At 54.9% G+C, this 14,139-nt stretch carries 10 protein-coding genes; all 10 read right to left on the bottom strand.

The genetic code is table 11. The annotated features are described in order from the left end of the window. Positions 1–5: 5 nt before the first annotated feature. The 10 genes from Q2J34_RS03880 to feoB all read right to left on the bottom strand — a co-directional run bounded on the left by Q2J34_RS03880 (position 6) and on the right by feoB (position 13,637). The gene (locus Q2J34_RS03880; RefSeq protein ID WP_298886459.1) at positions 6–1,460 is read right to left on the bottom strand and encodes a TrkH family potassium uptake protein; all 1,455 of its coding nucleotides are present in this window, start codon (positions 1,458–1,460) and stop codon (positions 6–8) included. A gap of 51 nt (positions 1,461–1,511) precedes the next feature. Further along, positions 1,512–2,855, bottom strand: coding sequence for a Trk system potassium transporter TrkA (trkA, locus tag Q2J34_RS03875; RefSeq protein WP_298886462.1), 1,344 nt, complete (start codon positions 2,853–2,855; stop codon positions 1,512–1,514). After that, positions 2,846–4,747, bottom strand: a complete 1,902-nt coding sequence (gene dxs / locus Q2J34_RS03870; protein ID WP_298886465.1) for a 1-deoxy-D-xylulose-5-phosphate synthase — start codon at positions 4,745–4,747, stop codon at positions 2,846–2,848. Before dxs ends, trkA begins: the two co-directional genes overlap by 10 nt. A 277-nt stretch (positions 4,748–5,024) precedes the next feature. After that, the gene (locus tag Q2J34_RS03865; RefSeq protein ID WP_007365969.1) at positions 5,025–5,189 is read right to left on the bottom strand and encodes a DUF362 domain-containing protein; all 165 of its coding nucleotides are present in this window, start codon (positions 5,187–5,189) and stop codon (positions 5,025–5,027) included. Between the two features lie 219 nt (positions 5,190–5,408). After that, on the bottom strand, positions 5,409–6,761 hold the full coding sequence (gene miaB / locus Q2J34_RS03860; RefSeq protein WP_300969323.1) for a tRNA (N6-isopentenyl adenosine(37)-C2)-methylthiotransferase MiaB: 1,353 nt from the start codon (positions 6,759–6,761) through the stop codon (positions 5,409–5,411). 44 nt (positions 6,762–6,805) lie between these two features. Continuing rightward, on the bottom strand, positions 6,806–7,957 hold the full coding sequence (locus Q2J34_RS03855; RefSeq protein ID WP_298886472.1) for a M20 aminoacylase family protein: 1,152 nt from the start codon (positions 7,955–7,957) through the stop codon (positions 6,806–6,808). A gap of 29 nt (positions 7,958–7,986) precedes the next feature. After that, a complete protein-coding gene (locus Q2J34_RS03850; protein WP_298886475.1) occupies positions 7,987–9,453 on the bottom strand; it encodes an MFS transporter in 1,467 nt (488 codons plus the stop codon). A 104-nt stretch (positions 9,454–9,557) separates the two neighbouring features. Continuing rightward, the gene (locus tag Q2J34_RS03845) at positions 9,558–10,805 is read right to left on the bottom strand and encodes an MFS transporter (protein WP_298886507.1); all 1,248 of its coding nucleotides are present in this window, start codon (positions 10,803–10,805) and stop codon (positions 9,558–9,560) included. 122 nt (positions 10,806–10,927) lie between these two features. After that, a complete protein-coding gene (locus Q2J34_RS03840) occupies positions 10,928–11,101 on the bottom strand; it encodes a FeoB-associated Cys-rich membrane protein (RefSeq protein ID WP_298886510.1) in 174 nt (57 codons plus the stop codon). A gap of 13 nt (positions 11,102–11,114) precedes the next feature. Further along, positions 11,115–13,637: a ferrous iron transport protein B gene (gene feoB, locus Q2J34_RS03835; protein ID WP_298886605.1), complete on the bottom strand. Its 2,523-nt coding sequence runs from the start codon at positions 13,635–13,637 to the stop codon at positions 11,115–11,117. Positions 13,638–14,139: the final 502 nt, after the last annotated feature.

Raw genomic sequence — 14,139 nt, 5'->3', positions numbered from 1 at the left:
AGAGACTAGCGACGCCAGAAGGCTGGAGCGAAGAGACTCAGCACGGTGAAAAGCTCTAGACGACCCGCCAGCATAAGAAAACTCAGCACAAGGAGGTCAAAAGAAGAGGCTCTCGAAAAGTTGAAGACGTAGTCGCCGAAGGCGGGCCCCACATTGCCGATGGCTGTGACAGAGGCTGTGCTGGCAGAGATAAAGTCATTGCCTGTGAAGGTGAGACAGAAGGTGCCTAGGAAGATCAGGGCGATGTAACCAAAGAAGAAGCCCATCACCTTGTAGACCACTTCGTCGGGGACGCTCTTGCCATTGATCCGCAGAGGAGCCACAAGGCTCGGAGAGACGCGGTGGGCAATCTCCTTGGGGAGTGTCTTGGACATGATGACGAAGCGGATCACCTTGAGACCGCCCGCCGTGGATCCAGCACAACCACAGATGAGCATGACGAAGATCCCGCACAGCATAAAGAAGGGGCCCCAGCTACCATAGTCCGCATAGACATATCCCGTGGTAGAGATGAGCGATATAATCTGAAAGAAAGCGTCGCGGATAGCTTTCCCTAGGTGAGGCTGTATCTGGCTGATGACAAGGTGTAGGGTCACGAGCGTAGCTGTGACAAGGATGATGCCGAGGAACCAGCGGGTCTGCTCGTCCTTGAAGAGCTGCTTGACCTGCCCCTTGAAGGCAAAGTAGATGAGCGTCATGTTAAGGCTACCGATCACCATAAAGATCATCAGTATCGTCTCAAAGTAAGGACTATTGATCACCTCAAAGGGCTGATCATAGATAGAGAAGCCACCTGTCGAGAGACAAGTGAAAGCCATGCAAGTAGCATCGAACAAAGGTATCGGCGTGAGTCGTAGCAGCACGATCAGCACGATCGTCAGGAGCGTGTAGACAGCTGCCAGTCGTATAGCGACCTCCTTGATGCGTGGCATAAAGCGGTCATGATCTACGCCCGTCACCTCGGCTTGATAGAGGAGTCCGATGTCTTTGCCCAGCACAGGACTCAGTGCTAGAGAGAAGACGACGATGCCGATACCGCCCTGCCACTGTATGATGGAGCGCCAGAAGAGGATCCCCTTGGGGAGGTGCTCCACGGAGGTAAAGGCCGAGGCGCCCGTAGTGGTAAAGCCCGAGACCGACTCAAAGAGCGCGTTACTAAAGCGTGGCAGATAGCCTCCCACCAAGAAGGGGATCATACCAATCAGTGCCACCACCAGCCACGTCATCGACACGGCAAGCATAGCCTCGCGACGACCGAGTTTGTCGCTGTGCTTCAGCCGTCCACAGAGGAGTAGCACTATGCCTACCAGCAGGGATATCCCTAGCGTGACCAAGAGTGGCACTACAGTGTAGTCTCGCATGATGAGCGATACGACAACACTGAGGAGGAGGAAGATACACTCGATCAGACAGATACCCCCCACGATGCTCCCTACGAAGGGTAGATTGATACGTCTCATGAGCTTGGTTGGATCAAAAAGAGAATAGAGAAATTAGAAAGCCGAGGGGCTTTAGTCAAATAGCTTAGAGAGCTGCTCCATAGGTGTATTGGTACAGAAGACCACGACGCTGTCGTAGGGCTGTATCTCCATATCACCGTCGATCAGCATCGGCACACCATTGCGCACCAGACCTCCGAGGGTGATACCCTTCGGTAGATCCAGCTCTTTGACCGGACGCTCAGTAATGGTAGATCCGCTCTTAGCCTGTAGCTCCGCTACATCGGTGTGAGCGATGGTGAGCGACTTGACGGTCTTCGTGTCGGAGCCGAGGAGTGCGTGAAAGATGTTGCCCGCAGCGATCACCTTCTTATTGATGATCGTACCGATGTCGAGCTTCTCAGCAAGGGGGATGTAGTCGATGTTCTCCTCTTTAGCGATCGTCTTAGCCACCTGAAAGCGCTTGGCAGCAAGACAAGCGAGGATGTTTGTCTCCGAGTTTTCCGTTAGTGCTACGAAGATGCTCTCCTCGTCCAGTCCTATCTCGGAGATCAGGTTAAGGTCACGTCCATCGCCATCGTAGAGCTTGACATTAGAGGGGATCTCATCTTCGATCTCCTTGATGCGCTCCAGATCTCGCTCGATCAGGTGAAAGTCGATATTACTCGGAGCCTTGGAGACCGTACGAAGCGCAATAAGGCTACCCCCGAGGATGACCACTCGCTTCACGGGACGCTGATCCTTGTCGCAGTACTGACGGACGAGGTCTATGTCCTTATTGAGACAGGTGAAGAAAACCACGTCACCATGCTCTATGACCGTCTGACCATCAGGTATGAGCGTCTCTTCGCCACGCTTGATAGAGACCACGTGAAAGGCTTTGTCGTCTAGACCCTTGGTCCAGCTCAGCGGGCGCCCCACGAGGATGCTTCCCTGTCGCACCTTGACACCCACGAGGACGAAAGCTCCATTGAGTAGCTCCACATAAACTCTCGCCCAGGGGTGCTTGAAGCTGTTGGCTATCTCCTCAGCGGCCAGCTCCTCTGGGTAGATAAGCTGGTCTATACCGAGACTCCCGAAGAAGCGTCGATAATGCTCCGCCAGGTAGCGGTGATTATTGATACGAGCTATGGTTCGCTTGGCACCCAGTTGCGCCGCAAGCATACAGGCGAGTAGATTCTCCGCCTCGCCAGGCATCACGCTCACAAAGAGATCGCAGTCATGTACCTCCGTCAGCTGCAGATCCTCCAGCTTCGTTGGGTCGCCCACGATCGTGTAGGCATCAAACTTGCGCTGTACACGACGCAACAGCTCCTTGTCAGAGTCAATGAGAGTCGTGGACTGCTGCTCTTCGCCCGATAGCTTATAGGCTAGGTGAGTACCCACCTCGCCAGCACCAGCAATAACTATTCGCATAGCTCAGCTTTGATTCTATTATATATTGTGTCGGCATCAATGCCGCAGTAGCGGCGTTGCTCGGCGACAGTGCCTTGCTCAACAAAAGTGTCGGGCAGACCAAAATGTATCATCCGTCCTCGGAAGCCCTGACGCTGTGCCAGTGCGGCGATCCGCTCGCCTACCCCACCGATGAGCGTACCCTCCTCGAGCGTGGCAATGCGGTCGTAACGCTCTAGAGCAGTCGTGATCAACTCTTCGTCTAGAGGCTTCGCAAAGATCAAGTCATAGTGCGCCACCTCAACACCCTCAGCGAGCAGACGCTCACGCACCTCCTCGGCGGTCACACCGATGGTGCCGATAGAGAGCAGAGCGATACGTCCGCCCTCGTGCAGTACACGTCCCTTGCCTATCGGTAGAAGCTCCGCAGGACAGTGCCAGTCAACTAGCGAACCCTCACCACGCGGATAGCGGATAGCCATAGGCCCCTCCTGCCCCTCGTAAGCGGTACGCATCAGATGACGCAGGTAGTGCTCATTCATCGGAGCTGCCACCGTCATATTCGGGATGGTACAGAGATAAGCTAGGTCGAAGGCTCCCTGATGGGTCGCTCCATCCTGCCCGACCAAGCCCGCACGATCAATGCAAAGAACTACATGGTAGCCAGGCAGGGCGACGTCATGTATCAGCTGATCGTAAGCACGCTGTAGGAAGGAGGAGTAGATGACACAGAAGGGGATCATCCCCTCACGCGCCATTCCCGCGCTAAAGGTGACCGCATGCGCCTCCGCAATGCCCACATCATAGCTTCGCTCAGGGAAAGCTTGCATCATCACATTCAGCGAACTGCCCGACGGCATCGCTGGCGTGATCCCCACGATCCGCTTGTCCTCGGCAGCCAGCTCGGTGACCGTCGTCCCAAAGACCTCTTGAAACTTCGGCGGGTGTGCGCCTCGCTCGCTCTTGATGCGCTCTCCCGTCTTCACGTCAAAGCACCCAGGAGCGTGCCATACGGTCGCATTCTCCTCAGCCGGTTTATACCCTTTGCCCTTGATTGTCCTGAGGTGTAGGATCTTCGGCCCCCGCATCGGGAGGATACGTCGTAGCGTCTCCACGAGATGCTCTACGTCATGCCCATCTACAGGACCGAAGTAACGGATCCCTAGGCCGTCAAAGAAGGAGGAGTGGTTTTGCGTCAGGAGCGACTTGACACTGTTGTTGATCCGCTGGATGTTTTTCTTGCGACGATCGTTCATCAGGTTCATCTGTCGCAAGCCACGGTAGAGGTCGTAGCGGATTGTGTTGTAGGCGTGGCTGGTGTTGAGGTCGACAAGATACTTATTGAGCCCGCCCACATTGGCATCGATCGACATGTTGTTATCATTGACCACCACAAGCAGATCGTTGGGATAAGAGCTCACATTGTTTAGCCCCTCGAAGGCTAGCCCGCCCGTCATCGATCCATCACCGATGACAGCCACGACATGACGCTCCTCCTGCTTGAGCTTAGCAGCGATTGCCATACCTAGCGCTGCGGAGATCGAGTTCGAGGCATGCCCCGCGGGGAATGTGTCGTACTCACTCTCGCTCGGGAGCGGAAAACCCGAGAGTCCGCCCCACTGTCGTAGCGTCTCAAAGCGATCGCGTCGACCAGTCAAGATCTTGTGCCCATAAGCTTGATGCCCCACGTCCCAGACGATACGATCGTAGGGGGTGCGACAGACGTAGTGTAGAGCTACCGTGAGCTCTACCGCACCCAGACTAGAACCCAGGTGACCCGGCACATGCGAGAGCACCTCTAGCTCATAGCGGCGCAACTCACGGCACAACTCTGGGAGCTGCGAGAGAGGTAGCTGACGTAACTGATGAGGTGTATCGATCTGCGAGAGTATAGGATAGTCGCTAGCGTTCATGATGTCGTGTGTATCTATTCGAAGAGTAGCTCCTCCGCATTGACAGTCGCTGACTTACGTAGCAAGCTCCTGCCAGGTGCCTACCCTTCTTATCTTATGCAAAGATACTAATATGCGACAACACCTCAAACGAGACCGTCCCCCAGCTAGTGTACATAGACACTAGCTGGGGGACGCCTTTTTTCTGTAGTTAAGTGTGTAGCGACCGTGTGCGATGGCTACACGCTAGAGGGTGTGGAGGTAGCGAAGCCCTAGGGGCGACACCTCCGTGTGTATCTTAACCCTCGATAGCGCCTGATGGGCAAGCTGCAGCGCATGCGCCACAATCGATGCAAGTATCAGCGTCGATAGAGTAGATATCGCCCTCAGAGATTGCGCCTACGGGGCACTCATCGATACAAGTGCCACAAGCTACACAGCTGTCAGTGATTACGTGTGCCATAATTTTATTGGTTTTAAGTTGAGTGTATAAGATTATCTATGATGTTACCACCGCCTTGGGACACCAAAATAGGTTATCTCTCATGCTTTGGTAGTGCAAAGATACAACAAACTTCTGAGAATACCTACTTCTAGGTATTGGAATGATGTTTTTTTCTTCGCAAAGGCTAAAGATACCCTGCGGCTACCTGCTTATTGGGATGCCTCTCCAGCTTGTCCCCTACCCTTCGACCTCGCTACCGATCATCGTTGCCGAGGTGACACGCTCCACACGCACGGTCACTAGCTTGCCGATCTGGTTATGACCCTTGGGGAAGACGATTACCTTGTTTTGTTGGGTACGCCCGAAGAAGTCATCGCGCGAGCGCTTGCTGTAACCCTCGATGAGCACCTCAAAGCTCTTGCCCACATCACGCTCATTGCTCTCGAGGCTCAGCTCGTTTTGCAGGGCGATCATACGATTGAGCCGCTCTACCTTGACCTCCTCGGGGACATCGTCGACGAGATGACGCGAGGCGTAGGTGCCGGGACGCTCCGAGTACTTAAACATGAAGGCACTATCCAGCCGTGCCAGCCTCATCACCTCCAGCGTCTCCTGAAAGTCCTCCTCCGTCTCACCCGAGAAGCCACAGAAGACATCAGTACTCAACCCGCAGTCGGGCATATATTCACGGATACGATCCACACGCTCTAGGTACCACTCACGCGTATAGCGTCGGTGCATACGCTCTAGGATGCGATTACTACCGCTCTGCAGGGGGAAGTGGATATGGCGACAGATGTTGGGATAGTGGCTCATCTCCTCGAGCGTCTCATCCTTCATATCCTTGGGGTGAGGCGAGGTAAAGCGAATGCGCATCGTAGGCACCGCCTCAGCAACGCTGCGCAGCAGATCAGCAAAAGTGTAATTGGCGCCCGTCTCAGACTGCCAGCAGTAGGAGTTGACATTTTGCCCTAGGAGAGTTACCTCACGGTAGCCCTCTTGCGCCATACGCTGCACCTCTCGGATGATACTCTCGGGATCACGGCTACGCTCACGACCTCGTGTGTAGGGGACGATGCAGTAGGTGCAGAAGTTGTTACACCCACGCATGATCGAGACGAAGCCACTGATATGCAAGCCTGGGAGACGCACAGGGATCACATCGCTGTAGGTCTCACTCTTCGACAGCTCAATGCTAATAGCCGGCTCACCCGCCTCAGCGGCAGCTATCAGGTGCGGCAGATCGGTGTAAGCATCAGGGCCTGCCACCAGATCCACGCCATGGTCCCGTATGAGCGTCTCCTGCACACGCTCTGCCATACAGCCCAGCACACCAACGATCTGCGGATGCCCCGAGCGTTTGCGCTGACCATTGAGATTGTCCAGACGACGTATGATACGCAGCTCCGCATTGTCGCGCACCGAGCAGGTATTGATGAGTACGGCATCCGCCTCATCGATCTGATCGGTGAGCTGATAGCCCGCCAGTTGCATCTGCGCAGCTATGATCTCGCTATCAGCCACATTCATCTGACAGCCGTAGGTCTCGATATAGACCCACTTGTTCTCTTGCTCTACTCTCTCGGTCATAATAAGCGCAAAGGTACGAAATTACCACGTAGAGCAGTGAGCCACTAGCGGAGGTAGTCCTCGGCTAGCGCAACCCAATAGGAGGCGCCGATCGGAAGCAGTTGCTTGTTGAAGATAAACTTAGGATTGTGTACCATCGGGGTCTCGCCATTACCTATCATTAGGTAGCAGCCCCGCTGCTTCTGTAGCATGAAGGCAAAGTCCTCGCTACTCATATAGCGTGCGCTGGGGTAGACGACCCGCTCCTCGCCAAAGGTCTTGCGCGCCACCTCGGCAGCATAGCGCGTCTCCTCCTCGCTATTGATCAGGACGGCTCCAGGCTGCCCCTCGGTGATCTCATAGGCACAGCCATAACTCTCGGCTTGGTGCTGCGTGATGGTGCGGATGCGCTCCAGCACCTGAACGCGCGTCTTTGGCTCCATATTGCGGATAGAGAGTCTGAGGGTAGCGCTGTCGGGGATCGTATTCCCCGTATCCCCTGCGAGAAAGGCTCCGATAGTCACCACGCTGTGATGCCAAGGGGATACATTGCGTGAGACGATGCTCTGCAGAGCTAAGACGAGCGAGGCCCCTGCGACGACGGGGTCGATGCTAAGCTCAGGCATAGAGCCATGAGAGCCGCGACCCATGAGCTTGATCTCCCAGTTGTCCACGGCAGACATCATCTCGCCAGAGCAGAAGTGTAGCGTGCCGAGGGGCAGACCAGGCAGATTGTGCATCGCATAGACCGCGTCCACGGGAAAGCGCTCGAAGAGCCCATCGGCAACCATTGCGGCACCTCCCTGCATCGTTTCCTCGCCGGGCTGAAAGATGAGTGTGAGCTTACCATTGAAGTGACCACTCTCGGCCAACTGCTTGGCAGCTCCGAGGAGCATCGTCGTATGTCCATCGTGCCCGCAGAGGTGTGCATGCCCCGGGATGCGACTACGGTAGGGCAGGTCGTTTTCCTCCTGTATAGCTAGTGCGTCAAACTCCGCACGGATGCCTAGGGAGCGCGTCCCCTCACCACGCTGCATCGTAGCCACGATGCCGAGCTTGCCGATACCCTCCGTCACTTCATAGCCAAAGTCGCGTAGCCTCTCGGCGATGATGCGAGAGGTGTCGTACTCTTGCATAGCTGTCTCTGGAGCTTGATGAAAGCTCTCGAACCACTGCTCCATATCTCGGCAGATGGCTTCACTTATCTTAGATTTCATAGTTGTGTGTGTCTATATATTAGTTGTGTCTATGCCTCAGCCTGCTTCTTCTGCTTGGGTATTGTCAGAGCTATGGATAGGATAGCGAGGAGGAGCAGGCCTATATTGAAGGACATGGTCACCATCGCTGCGTGACGGAAGTTGAGGTTGCCCTGCTGCCCCACGAAGTTGATCAGATTGCCTAGCAGTTCGATCGGCTCTCCCGACACTTGGATGCCATTGTAGATAGCCTGTGATATGGCCAGTCCGAAGGCAGCGCCAAGGGACGAAGCCATCTTGTAGATGCCGGATCCTTGTCCCGAGAGATCTCGAGGTAGGCTCGATAGTGCCGCATCGGTCGAGGGTGTCGCATAGAAGGCTAGCCCAGTACCAAAGAGGACGTACGCCACACCCGTCAGGATCATATAGACGCCCGTCATGAGCTGCGTCTGAGACATGAGGATGATTGAGACGATGATCAGCATACAGCCCCAGATCATCGGCTTGCGAGGCCCAAAGCGCTGGAGGAGCTTCTCACCCACACGGATGAAGAGCAAGATGGAGACCCCATAGCCGATGGTCAGGTAGCCCGCCGTGGCGGGATCGATACGACCGCCCTGCTGTAGTACGCTGAGCGACACGACGAGTACGCCCGCTGTGGCATTGAGGATTAGGTTGGATATGGTCGCTCCTGTGAAGGTCTTATTGCGAAAGAGGGCAAAGTTCATAAAGGCGCCCTCTCGTCCATGCTCCACATAGATGAAGACCACTATAGCAATGACCGAGATCGCTATACTGGAGAGCGAGTAAAGACTGAGCCAGCCCCAGACGGGCGCATTGGCGATGAAAAGCTGTAGCGACAAGATACCCACAAAGAAGGTGACAAAGCCGAAGATGTCAAATCGCTTCGCTTGTTGCTGCTCGGCACGACTCTCTGGGAGCCCCTTGATGAGCAGCAGCCCTATTATCGCAAATAGGGCGCAAACGTAGAAGATAGCTCGCCACCCCAAAGTGCTGATCATAAAGCCTCCGAAGAGGGCTGCAAAGCTAGAGCCTCCCCACGTACCCATACTCCAGAGACTGACTGCGCGCTGTCGCCCTTTGCCACTCCAGTAGACACCGAGGAGGGCTAGCGAGGCGGGCATGATGCACGCACCCGAGAGACCTTGTAAGGCTCTACCCGCGATAAGTATCGGTGCTGTCAGAGCGCTCTGAGCGGGTGTCAGCGCGATGCACAGAGCCCCTAGGATAGCTGCGTAAAAGCCCCAGCGAATGAGCTTGACACGTCCGAGGCGATCGGCCAAGCCTCCGAAGACCACGATAAAGAGGCCGCTCACCAGCGAGGTGACCGACACGGCAAAGCTAAGCGTCGAGATGGAGAGTCCCAGCTCCTTGTTCATATCCACATGGATATTGAGGAGCGTCATGGCAAAGAGCCAGAAGGAGAGCAAGCCAAAGATAAATCCGAAGAGGACTCGATCGTTGCCTTGGTAGGTTGTGGGGGGTGTCTGTTGCATCGTGTAATGGGAGAAGCGCATTAGCTCGCTTTCTGAGTGCTAAAATACGCTTTTTCTCTGATTTCTCTCACCTCCTACTAAACGGCGCTCATAGAGGTTTGGCGCTAGTTGCTGACCCGCTCCCTCTGGATTCGCTTGTAGAGGACGACGTACAGAGCGACAGCAGCACCCTCAGAGATGATCGTCATAGCGACGATAATTGGCTGTTGCTCCAGGTCGTAGAGCCATCCCATCAGGAGCGAGCCGAGGAGTAGCGACAGACCGTAGACCGTGTTAAAGATTCCGAACCCTATGCCACGCTTACTGAAGGGCGTGATGTCTGCGATGGCGGACCTCATGACCGTCTCGTGCGCTCCCAGTACGACCCCCATCAGCACCATGCCGATCCAGAGCATACTCACCGAGTGAGACAAGGTTAGTAGTGGCACGAAGGCTGTCAGAAGCGGAACAATGAGCAGAATCAAGACGCCTCCCGTCTTGTGCCTCAGCTGGCGCTTCAGGCGGTCGTAACCCTTTCCGATGAAGATTGCGACGAGGGCATCCACCGCCATGGCTACAGCGTAGAGGATCGGCACCATCCCATCAGAAACTATCTGCTGCGTCTTAAGATGATAGCCTATCAGGCTGAAGTTGATTAGTCCGAAGGCAACGAAAAAGGTAAATGCCGAGTAAATCCAGAAGATTGGTTGTAGGCGAGGGGGCTTTTGGGTGGTGTCCACCTCCGGGGTGAGCTCCTCTCGCACAAACTTGCGATGCACCAGGGCGAGGACTACCATCAAGATGATAAAGGGAATAACCAGCAACTGGTAGCCTAGCTGAAAAACCTCTAGCCCACTGCTCCCCACGAAGTAGAAGAGTGCCGTAAAGATGAGAGGTCCTAGGAATGCGCCCAACTGATCCAGTGCCTCCTGAATGCCGAAGGCGTACCCCAAGCCTATCTGATTCTCTGCGACGGCTGAGAGGATTGTGTCTTTAGCTGGGCTGCGTAAGGCTTTGCCTATTCGCTCGAGGAGGATAAAGGTGTAGAGCCACCCCCACGAGGTGGTCAAGCCCATCAGAGGAATCACCAAATGCACCCCATAGCCTATGAAGAGGAAGAGCCAGTAGCGCTTGCTCTTGTCCAGCCAAGCACCTGAGAGCAGACGCAGCGCATAGCCGAGGAACTCGCCTAGCCCGAAGACTAGTCCCACCTGTGTCGCTGAGAGCCCCACCAAGCTGAGGTACTGCCCGTTGACACTACGAGCAGACTCATGCACAAGGTCACCCAGCATGCTGACTACTCCAAAGAGGAGTACGATCGTCAGTGCAGGAGAGCTACTCCGCAAACCTATCTTTCTTCGTTGCTTTGTCACTACTTATACTACTAGTGCTCAGTCTAGTAGTTGACCTGCTAGGCTGTCTGATTACGTCGTAAGACCAAAGTTACGACTATAATCCCACACCGCCTAGTGTCCGCAAGTCGGGACGCTCACCGCTAACCTCTCGACTTCTCCCTCGGCTTTGCTATCGGCTTGCTATGGTGGCAGGCAGAGCAACCGGCACAGCCTGAGGCTCCTCGCGGTCGGCGGATCAGGCGCCACACACTACGAATGATGTAGAGCAGTGTGATTGCGATAATGAGGAGTACAATGATTGTCTGCAGATCCATAGTGACACCTATATTATATAATGAGTAGTCCTATCAGTCGTGCCAGATAAGCGACGATCCAGGCCAGTACGCAGGTGTAGACGACCACAAAGAGCCCCCACCAGCCACTGTTGAGTTCCTTAGAGACGGCCACCACAGTGGCAACACAAGGAATATAAATAAGGACGAAGATGAGGAAGCAGATCGCTATCAGCGGTGTGTAGAGAGGCTCTCCCGTGACGGGGTCTTTCTCTTGGCGCATCTGTCGGGAGAGCGCTGAACTACCCACGGCAAAGTCTTCGCTATCCTCGTCGACCGTCTCATTACCCGTATAGATGACGCTGAGGGAGCTGACGACCACCTCTTTGGCCGGTAGGCCAGCCACAAGTGCTACGCTGAGCTTCCAGTCGAAGCCGAGCGGTGCTAGGACCGGCTGCACCGTCTGCCCGATGCGTCCTAGGTAAGAGCCCTCTTGCTGCTCCATGTGCGCTTGACGCTCTATCTCGGCGACCTGCTCACTGCGCTCGCCCTCAGAGAGCGTACTCTGCTGCTGCACCTGAGCTATCTGCTCCTCCGCACGAGACATCACCTCCTCGCGAGGATAATAGCCCAGAGCCCAGATGATGACTGACGCCACGAGGATCACTGATCCCATCTTGTGGAGGTACTCACGCGCTTTGTCCCACATGTGTATACCCACAGCACGCGCCATAGGGATACGATACGGAGGTAGCTCCATGACGAAGGGGAGATCCTCCGACTTGAAGAGTACGCGGCGGAAAAGCTTCGCCAGTAGGAAGGCCAGTAGCACACCCAGTGCGTACAGCCCGAAGAGTACCAGCCCCGCATGCTGTGGGAAGAAGGTACCCGCAATGAGTATGTAAACTGGTAGTCTGGCACTACAGCTCATCAGCGAAGTGACTAGTACCGTGATGATACGGCTCTGCCTGCTCTCGATGGTACGGGAGGCCATCACAGCTGGCACATTGCACCCGAAGCCCATGATGAGTGGGATGAAGGACTTGCCGTGCAGTCCCATGTGGTGCATTAGTTTATCCATCAGGAAGGTGGCTCGAGCCATATAGCCCGTGTCCTCCATGATGGATATGAAGAGGTAGAGGATGAGGATATTCGGTAGGAAGACGAGCACACCGCCCACGCCACCGATGACACCCGTCACCAGTAGATCTCGCAGAGGTCCTGGAGCCATCATTCCATAGATCCACGCACCGAGAGCATCTACGCCCGTCTCGATCCAGTCCATTGGGAAGGCTCCCAAGGCAAAGGTCGCCTCAAACATGATAAAGAGGAAGGCGAGGAAGATCGGATAGCCCCAAATAGGGTGTATGAGGAGGTTGTCTATACGATCCGTCATGGTGCGTATGCGCCGCTTGTTCGGGCGGTAGGTCTCTCTGAGCGCGCCTGCGATGAAGCCGTACCGCTGATTGATGATATAGTTCTCCAGGTCCTCCTCGCTGGAGTGGTTCTTGCGCAGCCTATTCTCCTCGTAGGCCGTGGCGGTGAGGAGGTACTCACCCTTCGCTTGCTGCTTGATAAAGCTCTGCGTGTGCGGATCCCCCTCGAGGAGCTTGACCGCTAAGTAGCGCGGAGACAAGTGGTCGGGGAAGGTCGCATGCTCGGCGAGCTTCTCCTGAAGGTTTGCTATGCTCTGCTCGAGATCCGTCCCGTAGTTGATCTGCAGGAAGCGACGATCGGCATAGAGATCTTCATCAACGAGCTGGCGCACCTTATCAAAAAGCTCAAAGACCCCCACACCCTTGCGGCAGATGGTCGGAACCATCGGCGTGCCGAGGAGGTGGGAGAGCTGCTGTATGTCGAGCTGATTCTTCTTCTGCTCGAACTCGTCCCACATGTTGAGTGCGATAACCATCGGGATGCCCATCTCGCGTACCTGCACAGCTAGGTATAGCTGACGCTCTAGGTTGGTCGCGTCGAGCACATCGATGACCACGTCGGGACGCGTCTCCACGTTGGTCAGATAATCACGAATGTAAAGCTCTTCTGGCGAATAGGGCGATAGCGAGTAGGTACCGGGGAGGTCAATCAGTTCGTAGCGAACGCCTTGATAGTCGAAGTGCGCCTCCTTTGCCTCGACAGTCACCCCGCTGTAGTTGCCGACACGCTCATGCGCCCCACTGGCATGGTTGAAGAGGGTCGTCTTGCCGCTGTTGGGATTACCTATGAGTGCTACCCTCAGCGAGCGGGAGATGGCGACACGATCGGAGGCTGCGCTCTCTGTAAGTGATGCCCCCGCACCACCATGTACGAACGTATGTGCCAGCGGTGGCAGCTCCTCCGCAGAGGACGACTGGTCGATGAGCTCTACCGTGATGAGTCCAGCCTCTTTGCGACGCAGCGAGACGTTGTAGTCCATCAGCCGATAGTAGATAGGATCTCGTAGCGGAGCCGCTTGGATCACCTCCACAACCTGCCCCTGCACGAAGCCCATCTCTAGGATACGCTTGCGAAAGGCTCCATGCCCGCCGACCGATAGGATACGAGCCCGGTCGCCATTATGTAACTCCGACAATTTCATGCGCCACAAAGTTAGCAAAAGCTGACCGAGTGCTCAGATTTAGACACTACCTAATAGTAGGTACTTTCTTTTTCTGGGGGGCTCATTATATATAAAATGTGTCAGCCCATGGATTGGCTGTTAGCTATTGGCTGTTAGCTATCGGAACCATCGGAGCTATCAGAGTGATCGGATCTCTAATCTCTAGCTTCTAATCTCTAACTTCTAAACTCTAACCTCTAATCTCTATTTACATATCTTTACGGGGAGATTCGTCCGATTCCCTCCTTTCTCGAATATCCACGTGGGAAATCTCAAATCCCCACGTGGATGTTTTTTATTTTCCACGTGGGGGCGAATCATTTCTTCCGAAGTTTCATTTGATTCTTCCGAAGTTTCATTTCATTCCTCCGAAGAATTTTTTATTCTCCACGTGGAGATTTTGAAATATCCACGTGGAAATCAGTTTTCACCGACACAACCCCGCATCGATATGTAATCAACTCTAAATTATTGCAACAGC

The organism is Porphyromonas vaginalis (assembly GCF_958301595.1).
Taxonomy (GTDB): domain Bacteria; phylum Bacteroidota; class Bacteroidia; order Bacteroidales; family Porphyromonadaceae; genus Porphyromonas; species Porphyromonas vaginalis.
The sequence above is the reverse complement of the archived record's forward strand: the minus strand, read 5'-3'. Positions and strand labels throughout refer to the sequence as shown.